18 protein-coding genes are annotated in these 20,299 nt (G+C 61.8%); 13 read left to right on the top strand and 5 right to left on the bottom strand.

Going from position 1 to position 20,299, the window contains the following annotated elements; genetic code table 11:
• The first annotated feature begins 199 nt into the window (after positions 1-199).
• Positions 200-1,567: a TolC family protein gene (locus ACTHL0_RS08225; RefSeq protein WP_440566224.1), complete on the top strand. Its 1,368-nt coding sequence runs from the start codon at positions 200-202 to the stop codon at positions 1,565-1,567.
• A gap of 91 nt (positions 1,568-1,658) precedes the next feature.
• Here the strand turns inward: ACTHL0_RS08225 and ACTHL0_RS08220 are convergent, their stop codons facing one another.
• Positions 1,659-1,970 (bottom strand): hypothetical protein, encoded by a 312-nt coding sequence (locus tag ACTHL0_RS08220; protein WP_440566223.1) that lies wholly within the window; start codon positions 1,968-1,970, stop codon positions 1,659-1,661.
• Between the two features lie 246 nt (positions 1,971-2,216).
• On the opposite strand from ACTHL0_RS08220, the gene ACTHL0_RS08215 reads away from it, so the two are divergent.
• The 3 genes from ACTHL0_RS08215 (at position 2,217) to ACTHL0_RS08205 (ending at position 7,152) form a co-directional block, all read left to right on the top strand.
• Positions 2,217-4,019 carry a methyl-accepting chemotaxis protein gene (locus tag ACTHL0_RS08215; protein ID WP_440566222.1) on the top strand — a complete coding sequence of 601 codons (1,803 nt, stop codon included), beginning with the start codon at positions 2,217-2,219 and terminating at the stop codon, positions 4,017-4,019.
• Positions 4,020-4,270: 251 nt separating this feature from the next.
• Positions 4,271-5,389, top strand: coding sequence for an extracellular solute-binding protein (locus ACTHL0_RS08210; protein ID WP_440566221.1), 1,119 nt, complete (start codon positions 4,271-4,273; stop codon positions 5,387-5,389).
• On the top strand, positions 5,386-7,152 hold the full coding sequence (locus tag ACTHL0_RS08205) for a diguanylate cyclase domain-containing protein (protein WP_440566220.1): 1,767 nt from the start codon (positions 5,386-5,388) through the stop codon (positions 7,150-7,152). Before ACTHL0_RS08210 ends, ACTHL0_RS08205 begins: the two co-directional genes overlap by 4 nt.
• A gap of 49 nt (positions 7,153-7,201) precedes the next feature.
• Here ACTHL0_RS08205 and ACTHL0_RS08200 read toward each other — a convergent pair whose 3' ends face one another.
• Positions 7,202-7,603: a hypothetical protein gene (locus ACTHL0_RS08200; protein WP_440566219.1), complete on the bottom strand. Its 402-nt coding sequence runs from the start codon at positions 7,601-7,603 to the stop codon at positions 7,202-7,204.
• A gap of 341 nt (positions 7,604-7,944) precedes the next feature.
• Between ACTHL0_RS08200 and ACTHL0_RS08195 the strand changes: the two genes are divergently transcribed.
• Positions 7,945-9,021, top strand: coding sequence for a double zinc ribbon domain-containing protein (locus ACTHL0_RS08195; protein ID WP_440566218.1), 1,077 nt, complete (start codon positions 7,945-7,947; stop codon positions 9,019-9,021).
• A 5-nt stretch (positions 9,022-9,026) separates the two neighbouring features.
• On the opposite strand, the gene ACTHL0_RS08190 is transcribed toward ACTHL0_RS08195, so the two are convergent.
• Positions 9,027-9,644, bottom strand: a complete 618-nt coding sequence (locus ACTHL0_RS08190) for a LysE family translocator (protein ID WP_440566217.1) — start codon at positions 9,642-9,644, stop codon at positions 9,027-9,029.
• Between the two features lie 248 nt (positions 9,645-9,892).
• On the opposite strand from ACTHL0_RS08190, the gene ACTHL0_RS08185 reads away from it, so the two are divergent.
• Together ACTHL0_RS08185 and ACTHL0_RS08180 are read left to right on the top strand one after the other, a co-directional pair.
• Positions 9,893-11,059: a hypothetical protein gene (locus ACTHL0_RS08185; protein ID WP_440566216.1), complete on the top strand. Its 1,167-nt coding sequence runs from the start codon at positions 9,893-9,895 to the stop codon at positions 11,057-11,059.
• 54 nt (positions 11,060-11,113) lie between these two features.
• Entirely contained in the window at positions 11,114-11,245 is a 132-nt protein-coding gene (locus tag ACTHL0_RS08180; protein WP_440566215.1) for a hypothetical protein, read from the top strand.
• A gap of 50 nt (positions 11,246-11,295) precedes the next feature.
• Here the strand turns inward: ACTHL0_RS08180 and glgX are convergent, their stop codons facing one another.
• Complete coding sequence (glgX, locus tag ACTHL0_RS08175; RefSeq protein ID WP_440566214.1) at positions 11,296-13,485, bottom strand: glycogen debranching protein GlgX; 2,190 nt, start codon at positions 13,483-13,485, stop codon at positions 11,296-11,298.
• A 355-nt stretch (positions 13,486-13,840) separates the two neighbouring features.
• On the opposite strand from glgX, the gene ACTHL0_RS08170 reads away from it, so the two are divergent.
• Positions 13,841-14,035, top strand: a complete 195-nt coding sequence (locus ACTHL0_RS08170) for an EAL domain-containing protein (protein ID WP_440566213.1) — start codon at positions 13,841-13,843, stop codon at positions 14,033-14,035.
• Between the two features lie 7 nt (positions 14,036-14,042).
• On the opposite strand, the gene ACTHL0_RS08165 is transcribed toward ACTHL0_RS08170, so the two are convergent.
• Positions 14,043-15,647, bottom strand: coding sequence for a hypothetical protein (locus tag ACTHL0_RS08165; protein WP_440566212.1), 1,605 nt, complete (start codon positions 15,645-15,647; stop codon positions 14,043-14,045).
• Between the two features lie 888 nt (positions 15,648-16,535).
• On the opposite strand from ACTHL0_RS08165, the gene tssB reads away from it, so the two are divergent.
• From tssB to ACTHL0_RS08140, 5 genes are all read left to right on the top strand, one after another.
• Complete coding sequence (tssB, locus tag ACTHL0_RS08160; protein ID WP_440566211.1) at positions 16,536-17,072, top strand: type VI secretion system contractile sheath small subunit; 537 nt, start codon at positions 16,536-16,538, stop codon at positions 17,070-17,072.
• Between the two features lie 62 nt (positions 17,073-17,134).
• Positions 17,135-18,628 carry a type VI secretion system contractile sheath large subunit gene (gene tssC, locus ACTHL0_RS08155; RefSeq protein ID WP_440566210.1) on the top strand — a complete coding sequence of 498 codons (1,494 nt, stop codon included), beginning with the start codon at positions 17,135-17,137 and terminating at the stop codon, positions 18,626-18,628.
• An 84-nt stretch (positions 18,629-18,712) separates the two neighbouring features.
• Complete coding sequence (locus tag ACTHL0_RS08150; RefSeq protein WP_440566209.1) at positions 18,713-19,201, top strand: Hcp family type VI secretion system effector; 489 nt, start codon at positions 18,713-18,715, stop codon at positions 19,199-19,201.
• Positions 19,202-19,274: 73 nt separating this feature from the next.
• Positions 19,275-19,724 (top strand): type VI secretion system baseplate subunit TssE, encoded by a 450-nt coding sequence (gene tssE / locus ACTHL0_RS08145; protein WP_440566208.1) that lies wholly within the window; start codon positions 19,275-19,277, stop codon positions 19,722-19,724.
• A gap of 5 nt (positions 19,725-19,729) precedes the next feature.
• Positions 19,730-20,299, top strand: a 570-nt coding sequence (locus tag ACTHL0_RS08140) for a type VI secretion system baseplate subunit TssF (RefSeq protein WP_440566225.1), incomplete at its 3' end; no start/stop codon positions are given.

Below are 20,299 nucleotides of genomic sequence, written 5' to 3'. Positions count from 1 at the left end.
TAAGCCTTTCTTAAGCCCAAGCGATTCACACTGCTCGGATTCTCGGATGCGGCTGGCCTACGGCGGGCCGCCGCGAGACGACGAGGCGTGGATCCAGCGGTACACCTGACGACGCGTACGTCGTTCGTCGGTCCCACTCCATCCATCGTTTTCGCACTGAATCCGCGGAAAGTCGATTGAAAGGTCGGGACGGAATGATATGACAAGCAGACTTGCGCCCATGCTCGCGGCGGTGGCCAGTGTGCTCGCAATGGCCGGGTGCACCGCGTATCACCCGCTGCCGCTATCTGGGCGGGCGCAGTTGGCCGATCGCATCGACGATATTCGGCACGTGCTGCCTGCGCCGGCACCCGATGCCAAGCCGATCGTGATCGACATCGGCCAGCCCTTGAGCGTCGATCAGGTCGGCTTACTCGCTATCCTCAACGATCCGGCGCTTCGAACAGAACGGGGCGAGTCCGATCTCGCGCGGGCCGATCTGACGCAAAGCGCGACGCTCCCCAATCCTTCCGTGAGCCTCAGTTATGCCGCATTGCTGGGGGGACCGGGTACCACGGGTGCGTTCACGGCGTCGTTGGCGCAAGACGTCGCATCGCTGCTGACGTATCGAAGCCGCGTCTCGTCTGCGCGGGCACATGTCTCCGAGGTCAACGCCAATCTGCTTTGGAACGAATGGCAAGTCGCGCAGAAGGCCCGCCTTCTGGCCGTTGATCTGTATTGGGGCGAGCGTTCGATCGAGCGCAGCGAGGCCGCCTTCCAATCGCTTTCGAAAGAGGCCGCGGACGTTGGCCGTGCCGTGGACGACGGCAGCATGAGCCTCGCCGAGCTCAGCCCTATCTTGGCTTCAAAGGCGTCGGCCGAACATACGCTCGCCTCGATGCGCCTCGATCAACTCAAGAATTGGCAGCATCTCGATGCGCTGCTCGGGATGAAACCCGGGATTCAATTTGCGATTGCGGAGCCTCGAGTCCCCGACGTGCCGAAGGATCTCGACGCGTTGATCGCGAGCGTTCCGGCCAGACGTCCTGACCTCGTAGCGCTCCAGCTCGGCTATCGTTCAGCCGACGAAGGTGTGCGCGCCGCCATTCTCGGGCAGTTCCCGGCGTTCGTCCTTGGCGGCTCGTATGGATCGGACACATCGGACGTCCGGTCGGCCGGCCCCACGGCGACGTTCGATCTACCGATCTTCAATCGGAACCAGGGCGAAGTGGCGAAGACACGTGCCACGCGGCGCTTGCTGCACGAGCAATACCAGGCCCGGCTCGACGATAGTGAATCCAGCATCCTCGCGCTCGCGGCGCGCAGCCGCAGCATCACGGGCAATTTGCTGCGGGCTCGGCAAAGCGCGGCGACGGCCGATGCGCAGGCAGAAGCGGCGCGCGCGGCTTTCGCGCGAAGCGAGCTCGATCAACGCTCGCTGAGGGATTACGAATCGACAGCGTTGGATCGGCGTCTCGAGGTATTCGATCTCGAACGGGGACTCGACGAAGCACGTATCGCCCTTGCATTGGAGCTGGGCTTGGGACTTCCGCAAACACGAATGGCTCCGCTCGACCCGGTGAGATAACGAATGGAAAACCGATGGATGCTGGGCGCCGTCGCAATGGCGGCGGTATGGCGCTAGTGTCGTGCCGAGCCCGATGCCGGCACACCGCGAGTTACCGCTGCGTGCCGCTGCGTTGCGAGAGCGCCGCCAGCATGACGTTCGCTTGCTCCATCAAGGTGGTGTGATAGGTCACCGGCGTGACGATGTCTTCCGTGCGCGAGAGGAGTTCGTCGATGCCTTGGCGGAACGACACATCGATCTGTTGGCACTGGTCGGCTGCGAGTTGCGGCAGCACGGCATCGACGAACTTGCACAGCACGGCCAGGCGGGCGCCGAAGCGCGCCACGGCGTCGCTGCTTTGTTGAGCGGCACTGGCCGCCACGTCGGTAAGCCCGTCTGCGTACCCTGTGTCTTGTGTTGTCATCTGACCGCGGCTCCTGTGCTCAAAATCCATGTCTCCATGTGAAAAGGCGCGATTCCGGGGTGCCCGGAATTAACGTATTACCTATAGCATGGGAAGGCTTGCGTGCACCTTGCTTGCCAATACAAACAGGCCTGAGGTTGTGCTGATTCTTTTGTAAGGAAAATCCGGCGAATCTTTCTCAAGTTCCGTTGCAATCTGCCGTTATCTCTGACGATACGCACTCGCTTTTCTTGGAGACATACGGTAATGCTCGGAACCATTCGCGGTCGAATCCTGGCGGCTTGCGTCGCCATCGTCGTGACCGCCCTGGCAGTGACAGGCGGCCTCATCTACTACGTGGTCAAGATTCATAACGATGAGGCGATCGACCAGAACTTCAAATCGATCCTGACGGGCCAGGCGCTCGCCATCGACGGATGGGTCGAAAGCCGTACGCGCGAAACGCAGGCGCTGGCCGACACGATCGCAGTGGGAGAGGGCGATCCCGTGCCGGCGTTGAACCTGCTCGCCAAATCGGGCGGCTTCCAGGTGATGACGCTCGGCTTGCCCGACAAGACGGCGTTCTCCAATGTGCCGCTATCTCCGGGCTACGATCCGACGGCACGCCCCTGGTATAAACAGGCGGTCGCGGCCGGTCACATCATTGTCACGGCGCTTTATCGCGACGCCTCTTCGGGCAAGCCCGCCGTTGCGTTCGCGGTGCCGATTCTTCGTGACGGCAATGTGAAAGCGGTGATGGCCGCGAGCCTGTTCATGCAAAGCGTGAGCGAAATCGTGACGGCCGTGCATCCGACACCGGCGAGTTTTGCCTTTCTCGTCGACGAAAAGGGCAATGTCATCGCCAGCGCGAAGACCGATCTCATCATGAAACCGGCCACGGAGATGGCCTCCGAGCTGACGCCCGACGCGCTGAAAGCGATGCAAGGCGCTTCCTCTTCGGTGGTCGTGCAGATCGATGGTGCGGCGAAGCTGCTGCGGGCTCAGCCGATCGCCGGCACCGACTGGAGCCTCGTGCTGGCCATGGATAAGTCCGATGTGACAGCTGGCATGCGGGCCGTCGCCACGACGACGCTCGTGGCCATCGTGCTGGTGGCGCTGCTCGCGGCGGCCCTCGTCGGGACGCTGACGAACGCGGCGTTCAAGCGCGTGCTGCTCGTGCGCGACGCACTGACCGACGTTGCCAGTGGCAGCGGCGATCTCGCGCGCCGGTTGCCCGTCAACGGCAACGACGAAGCCTCGCAGATTGCCCATGCATTCAACTTGTTCGCCGAAAAGATCAGCGTCATCCTCAGACATATTCGCGATTTCAGCGAATCGGTCAATGTCGCAAGTGCCGAAATCGCACAGGGCAATCAGGATTTGTCGAGCCGGACCGAACTTGCCGCCTCGAATCTGCAGAAGACGGCGGCCGCGCTCGAAGAGATTTCGGGAACGGCGCGCAATTCCGCCGATGCCGCCACGCAAGTCAGCGACCTCGCGGAATCGGCATCGAATGTCGCCATGCGCGGCGGACGCGTCGTGGGCGATGTCGTATCGACGATGGACGCGATCACCAAAGCCTCGACGGAGATCGCGAATATTATCGGCGTGATCGATGGCATTGCCTTCCAAACCAACATTCTCGCCTTGAATGCGGCCGTGGAAGCGGCGCGTGCCAGCGAGCACGGCCGCGGCTTCGCCGTGGTGGCCGGGGAAGTGCGCGCGCTCGCGCAGCGTAGCGCCCAGGCGGCCAAGGAAATCAAGCAGTTGATCAGCTCGTCGGTCGAGCGGATCGAAGCCGGCTCGACGTTGGTGCAAACGGCCGGGGCCACGATGGACGAAATCGTCGAAGGCGTGCGCGGGATCACGAGCGTCATCGGTGAGATCTCAGTGGCAGCCACGGAGCAGAGCACCGGCCTCGGTCAAGTCAACCAGGCGCTGGCGCAGCTCGACAACACGACGCAGCAAAACGCGGCGCTCGTCGAGCAATCGGCCGCCGCGGCGCAGATGCTGCGCGAGCAAGCTGCCAAGCTGGCCGAAGCCGTGGGCGAGTTCAAGCTGTCGGCCTGAGTGGGCCAAGCGGGCCCGTCGCGCCTCCGGCGCACGGCCCGGCACTGATAGAGGCGGATCGGTACCGATTCCCGAGCCGGCGGCGCGGCCCTGTGCAGCGGCCGCTAGTTGCGCGCGCAACGGGGAACGGGCATATTGGCGCGTGATCGTCGCGAACGCTGCTCTCCGTCGATTAGGACGGCTCACGGGCTTTGCCGGCTCCGCACCGATATCAGAATGCATTTAAAGGCGTCTCACACGCGAGGCGACGCATGACTATGGTCGTTCTCCAAGCCGTACGGGGATGGATTGCCCGCCTTCGCGCGGGCAGTATCGTTACGTCGCTCGCCGCGCTATTTTTCTTGCTTTGTTTTTTTTGGACGGGAAAGCTGGTTGATTCGGCTTCTCCGCGTCAGGCCGTATTGCGTGTGCTCGCCTGGCCGGGCTACGCCGATGACGATTGGGTCAAGGGTTTCGAAAAGCGCTTTCATGCGAAGGTCGAAGTCACATTCGTCGATTCCGATGAAGCCTTATGGGCGCGCATGCATAGCGCCGTGCCGCCGCCGTTCGATGTCTTGGCCGCCAACACGGCGGAAATCGAGCGTTATGCGCGCGCCGGGATGATCGAGCCGCTCGATCTATCGCTCGTTCCGAACCGCGCCCGGCAGCAGCCGTATTTCCAGCATGTCGATGCCATTCGCGGCCTCACGGACGGACATGACGCCTACGCCGTTCCGTTCACCTACTCGTCGATGGGGCTCATATACGACCGCAGGCAGATCGCGGTCGCCCCGCGTTCGATGCTCGCGCTGTGGAACCCACGTTATCGCGGTAAGGTGCTCGATTTCAACAGCGCGCAACATAATTTCTCATTTACCGCATTGGCACTCGGCTATGCTGATCCATTTCATCTCTCGCCTGAGCAGATGCGAACTGTCACGCGCAAACTCGTCGAACTGCGGCGCAACCTGCTGACGTATTACACCTTGCCCGAGGAGGCGACAGCGCTCTTTACTCAACATCATGCGGCATTGATGTTCGGCAATTACGGCACACAGCAGATCGAACTGTTGCGCCGCGCCGGGGCGGACGTCGGGTACGTGATTCCGGACGAGGGGGCGCTCGCATGGCTCGATTGCTGGGCCATCGTTCAGCGCGCGGGCAACCGGGAGCTTGCCTACGATTGGATCAACTATATGCTCCAGCCGGCGATCGGCGCGCAGCTCACGCAACGCGAGGGGCTTGCCAATACCTTGACGCGGCTGCCCGGCGATCCATCGAGCGGAGCGCAGCGTCTCGTCTGGATTCAACGCGTCGAGAGTACGGCCCAGCGCGAAGTGCTGTGGCAGCGGATCGAATCGGGTGAGCGGCTGAGGAACTTCCCGAAATGATCAAACTCGGCCTGACCTCCCGTCTTTCGATCCTACTCGTCTGTATTGGGGTGGCCGCTTCCGGTGCCACCGGCTATTACGCGTATCGCGCGAACCGCGCGACGATCATGCAGGAGGCGGAGCGCAACTTGCTGACGTCGACGCAACTGTTGAGCCAGCGCTTCACGGCCGCGCTGGGCGACGCCGGCGCCGATGCACTCGTGCTCGCGACCATGCCGGCGGCCGCGACGCTCGCACGCGGAGACGCTTGGTCCGACGCTGGCCGCGACCGGCTCGAGCAGGTGTTCGTGCGGTTCATGGTGCATCATCCCGAGTACCTGGAGATTCGCCTCATCACGCAGTTTCGCCATGGGCTCGAGCGGATTCGAGTCGAGCGGGGCGTACATGGCATCGCGATCGTGCCCGAGAGCGAATTGCGGGAGAAAGGGCAGTTTCCCTATGTGTTCGATGCGCTCGCAACGAAGCCGGGCGACGTTTATCTGTCGCCGATCGGCCTCGAGGCGGTTTCGGCTGCGGGTGACGAGAAGCGCAGGCCGGCCATGCGGATTGCCTCGCCGATCGTCGATGAGAATGGCGACAAGGTGGGCGTGCTTGTGCTCGACCTCGATTTGACGCAAGTGTTCCAGCGGCTCGAGATGGATCTGCCGGCCGATTATCTTGTGTACCTCGCGAACCAGTGGGGCGATTTCCTGATTCATCCCGACCCGAATCAGACATTCGGCTTCGAGCGCGGACGGCGCGTATTGATGCAGGCCAGCTTTCCGGCGACGCGCGCCATCTTCGAAGGCGGGCGCACGACGCTGACGTTCGACGGGCCCGCGCGCCCGGATGAAGCACCGACTCACGCATTTGCGTTCGTGCGCTCGTCGTTCGGCGACGTCGAGGGCAATCGTTTCATCGTGCTGGGGCTCGCCCGCGCCATGACGAATGTGCTCGCGTCCGCCAATGCGCTCGGAGCACGGATCGTGCGCATCGTGCTGATTTCCAGCGCCGTTGCAATCGTATTGGCGACGCTTTTCGCCGGTGCATTGGCGCGTCCTTTGCGGACGCTGGCCCGCGCCGCGACCCATGTCTTCGACGATTCCATCGTCGAGCGGTTGCCGGTAGGGCGTTCCGATGAGATTGGCGTGCTCGCGCGCTGTTTCGACGTGATGCGCTCCGAGATTCGCACGCAGATGAAGACGCTGCAGACGAAGCAGCAAGAGCTCGCGCACCTGGCGGGGCACGACACGCTGACGGGCCTGCCGAACCGGATGCGTTTTATGGAGCAGTTGGACGCGGCAATCCGGCAGGCCGCGGTGAACGGCGAGCGCCTCGCCGTCATGTTTATCGACTTGGACGGCTTCAAGCAAATCAACGATCAACTGGGGCATTCCGCCGGCGATAGAACGCTGGCTGTCGTTGCCCAGCGCTTGCGCGGGGCGCTGCACGGCGGCGATATCGCAGCCCGCCTCGGCGGCGACGAATTCGTCATCCTTGTTTCTGGCGTCCGTTCGATCGACGCGATTCGCGAGGCGGCGGATCGCGTCCAAGCCGCCATGAGTGAAACCATGATGCTCGGCTCACACCGCGTCACGGTGGGGGCCAGCATGGGGATCAGCGAATTTCCGGTCGATGGCGATCAGGCCGAGGAACTGCTGGTGAAAGCCGATGCCGCGATGTACGCCGCGAAGACGTCGTCGCAGCGCCGCTACGTTCGCTATCAGGAGTTGACGGCCAACGAGCCGTCGGCCGACTACGATGATGTAAGCCGGCGCGCATAGCATCGGCGGGACATCGTGTCGTACGCTATGCACGACGACTCGATCGGTGCTATCTGTCTCCCCACGATTCGATCAGCCATTGAGTACGGTTTCGAAGTAATGGGATGACCGTTTCGGCCCAGAACTCGCCGCTCACGATTCCGCTGCTCATGCCGCCCCGAGCAAACCGGGGAACGCGGATTTTCGATCGTGCGTCCAGCGCCCGACCGGTAATCGATAGAAAAGCCGACCTGACGATAGGCGCGATGGCGTCCGGCTGCTCGGGTAACGAAACGTGGCTCAGCGCCTGCCGCATCTCCGCCCATAAAACCGGATCGCCTCGCAAACCCCACTGCTGAGGCGCCGGCTCGAAGAGATCCGACACGACAGCACAATGCCGTTCGATAGGGGTATGAGAGGTGCGAGCGGCGAGGGCGCTCAAATAGGCCTCCTTGGCAGCGTCCATTTTCATTTTTCAGCCTCCGCGCTGGCAACGCAGTGGGAAGTTTGACTCTGGAATCATGGCGCCAACCCAAGTGCCCTGTCCCGCAAGTTCCATTGATATGAAATCGCCCATTTGACCGCCAGGCGGCGTCGCTCGTCGTTGTCATAGCTACGGCTATGGCGCCTCCTCGCTTCTTGCCTGACAGTCAAATGGACAATTTCATTTATCAAAGAACTTACGGGACAGGACACTAGCGCGACTAGAATGGCGAAAACGGTAGCGGTTGCAGTCATCGAACGCTTCTGGAAATAGAAACAAGGCTCGCGAAATGCGATTCTAAGCAAGCTACAGGCGGAAGGTAAAAAAAAATGGCGAAATCCACGAAGGGTTTGCGGCTGGCCGAAGTATGGTTTCAGCGTGCGCTATGGATCATTGCGATCGTATTCGCGTGTTTTCTGATCGGTCTGGGCGGGCGCATCGTCGACGATTTGCCGCGTGTCGAAAACGCCCCAGCACGCGATACGTTCCTCGATCAGCAGGCCAACGCGCCGCTGCAACAGCGGTTGTCCAAGGTTCAAGCCCAACTGACGGCGAACAGCGATGCGACCGATCAAGCGGCGCTGATGCTGACCGCCGCCGAACAAGATACGCAACAGGCGCGCGAGGCATTCCGCACGACGATCGCCACACGCCATGCCACTTCGAATGCCCAGCAGGATCCCGCCGTCATTGCGCACGCACGAGCCCTCGAAGCAGCCACTCAACGCGAGCGCGCCGCGCAAGCGCGGATTGAAGCGTTGAAGCAAGACCGGCTGGCGCTCGCCCACGAACACGATGCCGTCACGAAGTCGCTCTCGGCATTGAACGCCCAAGCGGACGATCGCTATGAAGTACAGCTGCGCAAGCTGGAGCTGCGCGTATTCGGCATGCGGCTGCTCTTTACGCTGCCATTGCTGCTCATTGCCGGATGGCTTTTCGCAAAGAAGCGCCGCAGCCATTATTGGCCGTTCGTTTGGGGCTTCATTTTCTTTGCGTTGTTCGCATTTTTTGTCGAACTCGTCCCGTATTTGCCCAGTTATGGCGGTTACGTTCGCTACAGCGTCGGGATCGTACTGACCATCGTACTGGGTCGCTACGCCATTCGTGCGCTTTCCCGGTATGTGGAGCGAAAGCGACTGGAGGAGGCGCAACCGGGCGTGACGCGGCGCGAATCGCTCGATTTCGTCAAAGCCTATGCACAGATCGTGGCGAAGATCTGCCCCGGCTGCGAGCGGCCGATCGATACTGCCGATCCCAATGCGAACTTTTGTCCGCATTGCGGGATCGGGCTATTCAACACGTGCCCGCAGTGCCAGACGCGTAAGAACGCGTTCAGCCGTTTCTGCCACACGTGCGGCAAGACAGAGGTAGATGGAGCAGGCGCAGCGCCGGCCTTAACCCCTTAACCCGCTCAGGCGAGCCCGTGCCGAAAAACCGGCACGATCGACGCGACCAACAACGCCGCCATGCTCCAGTTGAAGGCACGCAACGCCGCGGCACCCGATAGAAATCGCCGCACGCCCAGCCCGAATGCGGCCCAGATCGTGATGCTCGGCAGGTTGACGATGGCAAATGCGGCCGTCAGCAAAAGGGCGTTGATCAGTAAGTTGTCGTTGATATGGAACGCCGCGACACCGCTGACCGCCATCATCCACGCCTTCGGATTCACCCATTGAAACGCGGCGGCTTGTAGAAATGTCATCGGCTGCTCGTTGGCGGCGCTCACCGAGAAGGAACGCGCGCTGGCGATTTTCCAGGCCAGATAGAGCAAATAGGCGACGCTCGCGATCTCCATGGCCGAGTACAGCCCGGGTATGCGCGTAAAGACCTGGCCCAGCCCCAATGCGATCGCAATCATCATGACCATGCAGCCGCAGGTAATGCCGAGCATATGCGGCAGCGTGCGGCGAAACCCGAAGTTGACGCCTGAAGCGAGCAGCATGGTGTTGTTCGGCCCAGGCGTGATCGACATGACCAACGCAAACATCATGGCGGCGGAGAGGGCGGTGTACGACGGAGAGAGTGGCATTGCGGGTCGCGATCCGATGGTTAGCGGTAACGAGAACTGGAAGCTGGGAACGAGGATGACAATGGGTTGGCTGACAAAGTCTACGTTCAGTCGCTCAGACAGTACCGGTACAGATTGCTAGATAGTGGGCGGTACGGAGCAGGCTCCGATGGGGCACGCAACATGCTGCGCCCCCCATGCGTTCAATCGTTTGTAACGATCAATCCGCATGACACGAGCCGGCGCAGCGCGGCTCCGGGAGACACGTGATGGCTGACCTCAACGCACCCTTGGCCTCCCCCGTAATGCCGGGAGACATCCCCGAATGGCGGCCGCACGGCGCAGTCGTTTCCTGGAGCGCGGTGTTCGCGGGCGCAGTGGCCGCGGCGGCGTTCGGGCTGGTATTACTGACGCTCGGCGCAGGTCTCGGGCTCGCGGCGCTCTCGCCCTGGCGCTCCGCCGGTGCAAGCGCAGTCAAGTTCGGTTTCGCCGCCGTCGTCTGGGTGTGCGTCACGCAGATCCTCACCTCGGGCCTGGGCGGCTACTTGGCTGGACGCTTGCGGCATCGGTGGCCTGCCGTTCATATCGATGAAATCTACTTCCGCGATACGGCGCATGGCTTTTTGTCCTGGGCGCTCGCCACGCTGACGACGGCGGCGCTATTCGCCGTCATGTTGCCTGCAGCGGAACAAGCGGGCGGACGAGCTGTAGCCAAAGCGGCATCGTCCGCGCTCCTGTTGGACCGGGGCGACGCGAACGCGGCCATCAATCAATGGCCCGTGGGCTACTACGTCGATGCGCTGTTCCGGCCACTGGGTTCGTCGTCCCCGTCGTCTGCCACGTCCGCCACGTCGTCCGCGCCGACTGCCGCGACAGCTGCAACCGCCGCGACAGCCGCAACCGTCGCACCGGCAGCTTCGACGCCGCTTTTCAGTGCCGAGCCGAGCACTGCATCCGATGTATCGGTGCAGGCTGTCGCCGCTTCGTCCCCGGCGGCGAGCAACCATGCCGCCGCCGGGGCGATCGTCACGCCGGTCGCCACACCCGCGCTTGCGGCTGCCGCGACCTCGGAGCCTACTGTGGCGACGAGCGCGCCGTCGGCGAGCGGTTCCCCGCCAAAGTACGAAGTGGCGCGCATCTTCCTGAATAGCCTGGCGACGAACGATGCGCTTTCGGCGGCCGACATCGCCTATGTGGCCTCGATCGTTTCGCGCTATACAGGGATGCCTCTTCAAGCTGCCCAGGTGCGCGTTGCCGCAACCTACGCGCAACTTCAGCAAAAGATGGTCGCGATCGAGGGGGCCGCCAAGGACGCCGCGAACCGCGCCCGCCGCGCAAGCGTGTACGCCGCGTTGTGGCTCTTCGTTTCGCTATTGATGGGCGCGTTTTCGGCGTGCTTCATGGCAGTCTTCGGCGGACGCGTGCGCGATGTGTGAGCGCCGGCGCCGAACACCGCGTGCACTGCCGAGTGTTTTTCGATCGGGCAGGCGATGGATGCCATCCCCGATCGTTGGATTTCAGATTTCATAACCGAACTGGGAGGCCGCATGCGTTCGATCCTGCTTTATCTGCTCGGTGTGCCGATTCCGATCATCATCTTGATCGCGCTGCTTTACCACTGACACTCACACCTGTACGGCGCAGCCGGCGAACCCGCTGCGCCGCCTGCGCCTCAAGCGCCTTCGGAATCCTCGGTCAGCTTCTTTTCGAGTCTCATGAAAATCCGCTGCGTCTGGCCTTTCGCATGCAGCGCGAACAAGAGCAACGAGCGCCCGGTAACTTGATAGATGTCGCCCGATTCGAATTCGGGCAGTTCCTCGCGCACGGGCACATTCGTATCGATGAGGCAACTCCATTGATCGCTGCCGGGGATATCGGGCAGTTTGAATTCGACGATATCGTGATGGGCGTTGAGCACGATCAGCAGCGTGGCATCCGATGCCGGCCTTTGAATCCCGCTCGTTTGCGCGCGGCCATCGATCAACACGCCGAAGCAGCGCATCGACGGATCGTTCCATTGCTCCTGCGTCAGTTCGGTGCCGGCCGGACTCATCCAACGCACCTCGCTCAACTGCTGCCGCTCGTCGAATTGGCCCGTCAAAAACCGATTGCGCCGCAACACGGGCAACGTATGGCGCAACGTCGTCAGCTTGACGACGAAGTCGGTCAATGCGCGGTCATCGTCATCGATCGCGAGCCAGTCAACCCAACTGATTTCGTTGTCCTGACAATAGGCGTTGTTGTTGCCTTGCTGCGTGCGCCCGAACTCGTCTCCGGCCACGATCATCGGTGTGCCTTGAGAGAACAGCAGCGTCGCGAGCAGGTTGCGCTTCTGGCGTTCGCGCAAGGCACGGATCTGCGCGTCGTCCGTGGGGCCTTCGGCGCCGCAATTCCATGATTTGTTATCGGTGTGACCGTCGCGGTTCTCTTCGCCGTTTGCTTCGTTGTGCTTATCGTTGTAGGAGACGAGGTCGTTCAACGTGAAGCCGTCGTGGGCGGTGACGAAGTTCACGCTGGCCCACGGGCGGCGGCCGCGCCGGTTGAATTTGTCGCCCGAGCCGGTGATCCGGCTCGCCAGCTCGGGCGCCATGCCGTCGTCGCCTTTCCAGAACGCGCGCACGGTATCGCGGAAGCGGTCGTTCCATTCGGCCCACCCCGGCGGAAAGCCGCCAACCTGATAGCCGCCCGGGCCGCAATCCCACGGCTCGGCAATGAGTTTGACGCTCGAGAGCACCGGGTCTTGCCTGCAACTGTGAAGGAAGCCGCCGCCCTCGTCGAAGCCGTAGGGCTCGCGGCCGAGAATCGTCGCGAGATCGAAGCGGAAGCCGTCGATATTCATTTCAACCACCCAATAGCGCAGACTGTCCATCACCATCTGCAGGACGCGTGGGTGCGACAGATTCAGGGTGTTGCCCGTACCCGTATCGTTGATGTAATAGCGCGGCTGGTCCGGCATGAGACGGTAATACGAGGCGTTGTCGATGCCGCGGAACGAAAGCGTGGGCCCCCGTTCATTGCCTTCGGCGGTGTGGTTATAGACGACATCGAGAATCACTTCCAGGCCCGCGTCGTGATAACGATCGATCATCTCCTTGAATTCGTCGATCGCACCGGCACCCCGCGCGAAGAAACGCGGATCGGCGGCGAAGAAACCGATCGTGTTGTAGCCCCAGTAGTTCGTCAGGCCCTTGTCTAGCAGATAGCTGTCATTGACGAAGGAGTGGATCGGCATCAATTCGATGGCCGTCACACCGAGGCGCGAGAGGTAATCGACGACTGCCTTTTGACCGAGCCCTTCGAATGTGCCGCGCAACCGCTTCGGTACATGGGGGTGATGTTTCGTATACCCGCGCACGTGCAGTTCGTAGACGATCGTGCGATCCCATTGCACGCGCGTGCGCTTCGGGTGTGTCCAGGAGAAGTTTTGATCGACGACAACGCACTTCGGTACGAAGGCGGCACTGTCGCGTTTGTCGAACGTGAGATCGTCGCCGTCGGCGCCGATCGTATAGCCGAATACGGCATGGTCCCACTTCAGCGAGCCGACATGGGCTTTGGCGTACGGATCCAGTAGCAGCTTGTTCGGATTGAAGCGGTGGCCTGCTTCGGGTTCGTACGGGCCGTGGACGCGATAGCCGTAAAGCGCACCGGGTTGGAGACCGGCAACGTAGACGTGCCAGACTTCATCGGTATATTCGGGCAGTTCGATGCGTTGCAGCTCGCGTTTTCCGTTTGCGTCGAATAGACACAGCTCGACCTTCGTTGCATTCGCGGAGAACAGCGCGAAATTCACGCCGGCACCGTCCCAGCTTGCGCCTAGCGGAAACGGGAGTCCTTCGGCGATCGACAGGGTGCTCGGCATGACGGCCCTCGGTGGTTTCGTAGCAGCGCGAGAGCGACGCAAGGTTCGTTCCTGGGGGTATGACCACAAAGCCGCACGTATCACACGATCGGGCCAACGCTTCATGACCGAGGAAGCCACGCTGTGGTAACCGTTCGATACGCAAGGCAAGCTGCACGGCCAAGCCGTAGTGATCCCGCCGGACGAGCGACATGCTGAGCGTCGTGTGCCTACGCGTATCCGTAGGCCTCATACTCACCCGCTAAAGAATGGCCGCGAACTGCCGCTATTGAAAAGCCAAACCGATGACGTGCAGTAATGTTTCGACCCTTTACCTTGAGCCCAACGCGCGTTCTCATGCGCATTTTCATGTTGGGTGACCGTGATTTCGCTTGGGCAGCGGCTGAATCTAAGCGTGATCGCCGAGGGCGTCGAGACGCAGGCGCAAGTGGACATCCTGCGCGAGAACAGCTGTCACGAAGTACAGGGGTATCACTTCAGCAAACCCGTCGCGCCCGGGGAGATCGAAACGATGCTGCGCGCGACGGGGCCGATGGTCATCATCGGGTAGTCAGGCGTCACGCGTCGTCGTCATCGTCATCATCGTAGCCGAGCAGTGCGCGGCGCTGTGCCAGCGTGCTCTCGAGAAGCTTCTGGTTCTTGATGTTGGCGACGCGCGCGCGGATGTAATTGCCGACCGTCATCTGGTCGACGCCATCGTCCACGTTGGTATCGTCCACTCTGGCTTGCCCGAAATGCGCGTGTGCCCCCGCAGAGAACAGCTCATCGAGCAACCTCACCATGTCCGGCGCTTCATTGGCGCGAATCCAGCTTTCGCCGTTGTGACGCGGCCTGCCAGTGTACGGGTCCGTACCGCCGTTGCTCCCGAGGTAGCAATTGACGAGCTGCGCGAAGTATTCGCGGTTGTCGAACGCCGAGTAGCAATCCTGAAGGTCGTAGCGGGTGGAGAACTGAAAATGGCCGCCGCCGGGTTTCATGACGTAGGCGCCGCTCTTCCAGACCCAATAGAGTTTGGGCGTGGGCAGCAACGTCTGCCGTTGACGCGGGCCATCCGCCCACTCCTTCTCGAAAAGATTTTTGAGCTCGATCTGCGTCGGCGCCAGCGTGACGTCGTCAATGATGATCCGGCTGTTGGCGGCGTCGATACGTGCGCGTTGTTTTTGGTTGAAGCAACGCTCGATCGTGGCCGTTTGCTCCGCGGTCAGTCCGCCTCCGACATGCAGCCCGTGCGCGAATTCATGGGAGGTCGTCGAATAGCGCGCCGCGTAGCAGCCGCCGCCGATCGCGCTCACCGCACTACCGACGTTCGTGCCCAGCAAGTTCTCTTCTGTAACGGCGACATACATCTTCTGCGCACCCGACGCGGTGGTGACCGTGAGGCCGCCCACGCCGCGCGTCGGATTCCAGGTTCGCGGCGTGCCGCTAGCCTGGCTGATGTCGACGTCCTTCAGGGAAGCGAATTCGGGCAAGTCCGTCATGGGCCGGTCGGCAGGGACGACGACGACTTCGATGCCGGTGGTCTCGAACTGCTGTGCGAGCTGGCGGTTCTTGCCCAGCATGGCGCACAGCACGCGCATGGCCTCGATGCGGCAACGCTCCTTCTTCTTGGGATCGATGATGCTATCGAGCTTGAGCGTGGCCTTTGCGGCGAGGTAGCCGAGCTGTTCGGTGTTGAAGTCGTCTTTGTCGTGACCCAGCGCCTTGGCGCGCTCGATCGTTTTCGCCAGCAGTTCCTGATGGAAGGCGGCGCGCCCTTTCACCAAGCGCGGGTCCTTGTCTCCCGGTGCGATGTTCAGCGTTTTCGTACTGGTTTCATAACGAGACGTGACCTCCGCTCGGCGTTGCCGTTCTTCCGGCGAGATCGCATAGAGCGCCTCGCGCCGCGTTTTCATCTGCTGCTGAAGCGTCTCGATGGCTTTGCGGCGGTTGGAGAGCTTCTTGCCCGGCGCCGGCGTCGAGGACGTATCCGGATGCGCGTCGATCCATGCCTTGCATGCCCGCTCGACAAACGATAGTGCCAGCAGCGTCTGCTCGGCCGGCCGCGAGTGCGCCTCGTCGAGCGCCGCTTCGATGCCTTTGAGTAGTTCCTTACGCGTGCCGAAGATCGAACTCGACTTGCTGTTCGCCTTGAATTCGGTGCTGGTCCAGACACCCGTGATCATCGTGTACTCCGATTGGATAGCGTCACGTTATTTATTAGGGTTTTCCCAAATACGTAGGCAAGGTTGCCGCGTGGGATTACCGCGCAGCATAACAGCGGGCTCGCGAGTTTCCAACGGCCGGACGTGTGCCGGTTTCGAGGCAGGTCGTAATGCGGACATTCAATATCGTCGGAAAGGCTGTCATTCTTTTGAAAGAATTATCTGGCGGCCAATGAGTTGGATAGAGTGGAACCGATTTCAATCTTTTGGGGGGAAGTGCTTGAAATCTCTTATGTTCTCTACGGGGAGCGACGTTCCAGAAATGGGCTGCGCGAGGCGTAATATACGATTAACAAGTGGGGTTTCCACTTAATTTTCCGTCACCGGGGCGCGGAAAAATTTCGCATTCTTACTCCGTTCTTACTCAAATCGCATGGGCACAGTCTGGCCCTTGGAAGCGAGGGCGGGAATGCCCTGACTGCTTAACACTTTTTAAACTTTCTATGCTAGAGTCCGGCCTCAAAGAGACCAGAAAAGAATGGCTAGATAAGTACGATGGACCACAGAAGCTTTTCAACACAGGACCAACCCACGGATAGTCGAACGTCGGCCATTTGAGTGAGTTATCACGAGGTAGGCGTGGCGTCGATCGACGGTTGCGCTCGCCTCGGCAGTGAATTGGCGTGCGGTCGGGGGGTGCCGGTTCATTGCTATCGCCGGGAATCAGTGCGGAACAACGGCCCATCGGCTCGTTCGTCGTCGCGCGTCGTCCCGGCATCTTCAGGGGGCGAAGTCTTGTCCCCGCCTCGCAGCATCCTCCCCCCTACGAATCCTAGTCATTTCATTCGCGAAGTGTCATGCACGCGGCCGTTTCGATTGCGTGTTTGTGTTTTCAGTCCGGAGGGGACCATGTCCAATAGTTTGCAAAAATGGGTCGGGCGCAATCGTCCGCCGCGCGTTCAGATCACCTATGACGTCGAGATCGGCGACGCGGTGGAGAAGCGCGAGTTGCCGCTCGTCGTCGGCTTGCTCGCCGATCTTTCGGGCCAGCCGGCTACGCCGCTGCCGAAATTGAAGGAGCGCCGCTTCGTCGAGATCGACCGCGACAACTTCGACGAAATCATGGGCAAGGTGGCCCCGCGTCTGGACCTTTCGGTACCCGATGCAATGAAGGGCGAAGGTAACCTGAAGGTCGAACTCAAGTTCAATCAGTTCTCCGATTTCCATCCGGAAAGCATCGTGCGCCAGGTGCCGCGCCTCGCGAAGCTGCTCGAAGCGCGTCAGCAACTGCGCGACCTGCTCGGCAAGCTCGACGGCAACGACGAGCTCGATTCGATCCTCGAGCGCATCGTCCAGAGCTCCGAGGAGCTGAAGAAGGTGCAGAGCGAGGCGAACGGCGGTGGCGCTGCCGCCCAGCCGGCAGCCGAAGGCGCACCGGCGGCATGAGCGGCGCGACGCGGGCCCGCGCCCGTAGTCGCTGATGCAACGAACCGATAAAGGACTACCAGATGGAAACGAACTCCGCCGCCGAATCGTCGGCCGCCGGCGCCACGACGAGCGCAGAACTGAGCTTGCTCGACCGTATCGTGCTCGAAGGCAACATGGCTGTCGAACCCTCGCAGGGCGTCTATGCGAAGAAGCTGATTGGCCAGCTCGCGTCGCAGATCCTCGACGAAGGCATGCGCACCAGCCCGGACAAGGGTGTGGTGGCGATGATCAACGAGCGTGTCGCCGAGATCGACAAGCTGCTCACGGATCAACTGAACGCGATCATGCACGACGAGGCGTTCCAGGCGCTCGAAGCGTCGTGGACGGGCCTGCACGACATGGTGTACGGCACCGAGACCAGCACGCGCCTGAAGCTGCGCTTGCTGAACGTCACGAAGAAGGAACTGCTCAAGGACCTGGAAACGGCCGTCGATCACGACATGAGCGTGCTCTTCAAGAAAGTCTATGAAGAAGAGTACGGCACGTTCGGCGGCTACCCCTACTCGCTGCTGATCGGCGATTACACGTTCGGCCGGCATCCGCAGGACATCGCGCTGCTCGAGCGGATGTCGAAAGTCGCCGCCGCCGCGCACGCCCCGTTCATCGCCGCGGCCGCGCCGAGCCTGTTCGACATCAAGTCGTTCACGGAGCTCGGCGTGACGCGCGATCTGTCGAAGATCTTCGAGAGCGCAGAACTCGCGACGTGGCGCAGCTTCCGCTCCTCCGAGGATTCGCGCTACGTGTCGCTCGTGCTGCCGAGCTATGCCGCGCGTTTGCCGTACGGCGCGAAGACGAAGCCGGTCGAGACCTTCAACTTCGAAGAAGACGTGGACGGCACCGATCACAGCAAGTATCTGTGGGCGAACTCCGCGTATCAGATGGGCCTGCGCATCACCGACGCGTTCGCCAAGTACAGCTGGTCCACGGCGATTCGCGGTGTGGAAGGCGGCGGCAAGGTCGACGGCATCGCCGCCCATGCCTACAAGACGTCCGAAGGCGACGTCGTCCTTAAATGTCCGACCGAGGTGACGATCACCGATCGCCGCGAGAAGGAGCTCAGCGATCTGGGCTTCATCGCGCTCGTCAATTCGAAGGGCTCGAACTTCGCGGCGTTCTTCGGCGGCCAGACCACCAACAAGCCGGTGCTGTACAACAAGGACGAGGCCAATGCGAACGCGCAGTTGTCGGCGCGTCTGCCGTACGTGCTGGCGGCGTCGCGCTTCGCGCATTACTTGAAGGTCATCATGCGCGACAAGGTCGGCAGCTTCCAGACGCGCGGCGGTATCGAGGCGTATCTGAACAACTGGATTTCCGATTACGTGCTGATCAACCCGTCGGCGTCGCAGGAGCAGAAGGCGCGCTTCCCGCTGGGCGAGGCCCGCGTGGACGTGACCGAAGTGCCCGGTAAGCCCGGCTCCTATCGCGCGACGTGCTTCATCAAGCCGCACTTCCAGATGGAAGACCTGACGGCTTCGATCCGGCTCGTGGCCGATTTGCCGGCGGCGGCGGCCTGACGGCGGGCGACCCACGCCGTATGAACGTGCGGCGGGCGCTCGAGCGCCCCCGCCCATTTCGCTACTCATCGAATCGGATCAGACATGGATACAGTCATCCTGCAGTTCAAGGACATCAAAGGTAATTCGTTGATCGACGGCTACGCCGACGGGATCATCCTCTACTCGTTCAGCCATAGCGTGGCCATGCCGATGAACGCGGACACGTCGAACACCGAGCGGACGATGGGCCGTCCGACCTTCAGCGAATTCTCGATCACCAAGGCCACCGATCAAGCGACGCCCGCGCTCTACGCCGCTTGCGCCGCGGGCACGAAGCTCGGCGATGCGACGATTTCGATTGGCCGTAACGAAGGCGGCAAATTCATGCTGCTGATGAAGTACGTGCTGACGAACGCGATGATTTCGCACATCAGCACCGGCGGCGGCAGCTCGGAAATGTCGGATTCGGTCGTGATCCACTTCACGCAGATGACGTCGCAGTACACGCAGCAGAGCACGGATTCGACGAAGAAGGGTAATGCTTCGTTCGGCTGGGATCTGGCCGCGAACAAGGCGGTCACCGCCTCGTGATCGACGCGGACGCGGTGCGCGCTCGTCAGGTTGAGGGGGCGCACCCGTCCGTGTTTTGTCCAACGCACACGTGATGTCGACCACCCGCCGCGGCTATCCGATACCGCTGTTCGAGCGTCTCGTCGAGGATGCCGACGCCTGGCTCGAAGGCGAGGGCGCGCTGAGGCAATCGGTGGCGCGGGAACTCTCGCGCCTGCTCAATGCGCGCTCGCGCTTGACGATGGCCGAGTTCGCGAGCAGCGACTGCGGCGTGCTCGACTACGGTGTGCCGGATTTTTCCGAGCGGTCGCTGCGCTCCGGCGCTGATCGCGATGCGATTCTCGCGGCGGTGCGCCGCGCGATCGCGTTGTTCGAACCGAGGCTGGTCAACGTTGCCGTGAAGTTCGGTTTCAAGGATGAAACGAGCCGCGAAGCGGTGCTCGTCGTCGAAGGTGACATTCGCGTCGAGCGCTCGGTCGAACATGTGTTTTTTGAATTGGCGGCGGGCGCCGGCGCGAGCCCGGACGACGAGGACGGATGCTGACCGACATGGCGCCAGACGACATTCTGCAGTACTACAAGCGTGAGCTGTCCTACCTGCGAGTGCAGGGGGCCGACTTCGCGCAGCGCTACCCGAAGGTGGCGGCGCGTCTTGCGCTGCACGGCACGGAATCGCTCGATCCTCACACCGAGCGGCTGATCGAAGCCACCGCGTTTCTCGCCGCGCGTGTTCATCGCGATCTCGATCAGGCGTTTCCGCAGATCGCTTCGGCCATGCTCGAGAACGTTTGCCCGTCGCTCGCGCAAAGCGTGCCGTCGATGACGGTCGCGCAGTTCGAGCTCGACCCTACGCAGGGCAAAGTGACGGCTGGTTTTCGCGTGCCGCGCCATACGGGGCTGTCGGCACTGACGGAAGCCGGCGATGCGTGTCGTTTCCGCACCGCTTGGGAGACCGTGCTGTGGCCGCTCGTCATTGCCGATGCGCGCTTTGGCGACGACTCAACGTTGCGCCTGCGGCTCGAATGCGAACCGGGTGTCGATTTCTCCGAGCTCGAAGTGCGCCAGCTGCGGTTGCATTTGCACGGCGATTGGATGGTGACGATGCCGCTATACGAGTTG

Origin of the sequence: Trinickia sp. (assembly GCF_051961175.1) — a bacterium.
Lineage (GTDB): Bacteria > Pseudomonadota > Gammaproteobacteria > Burkholderiales > Burkholderiaceae > Trinickia.
This window is presented reverse-complemented; position numbering and strand designations above follow the sequence as displayed.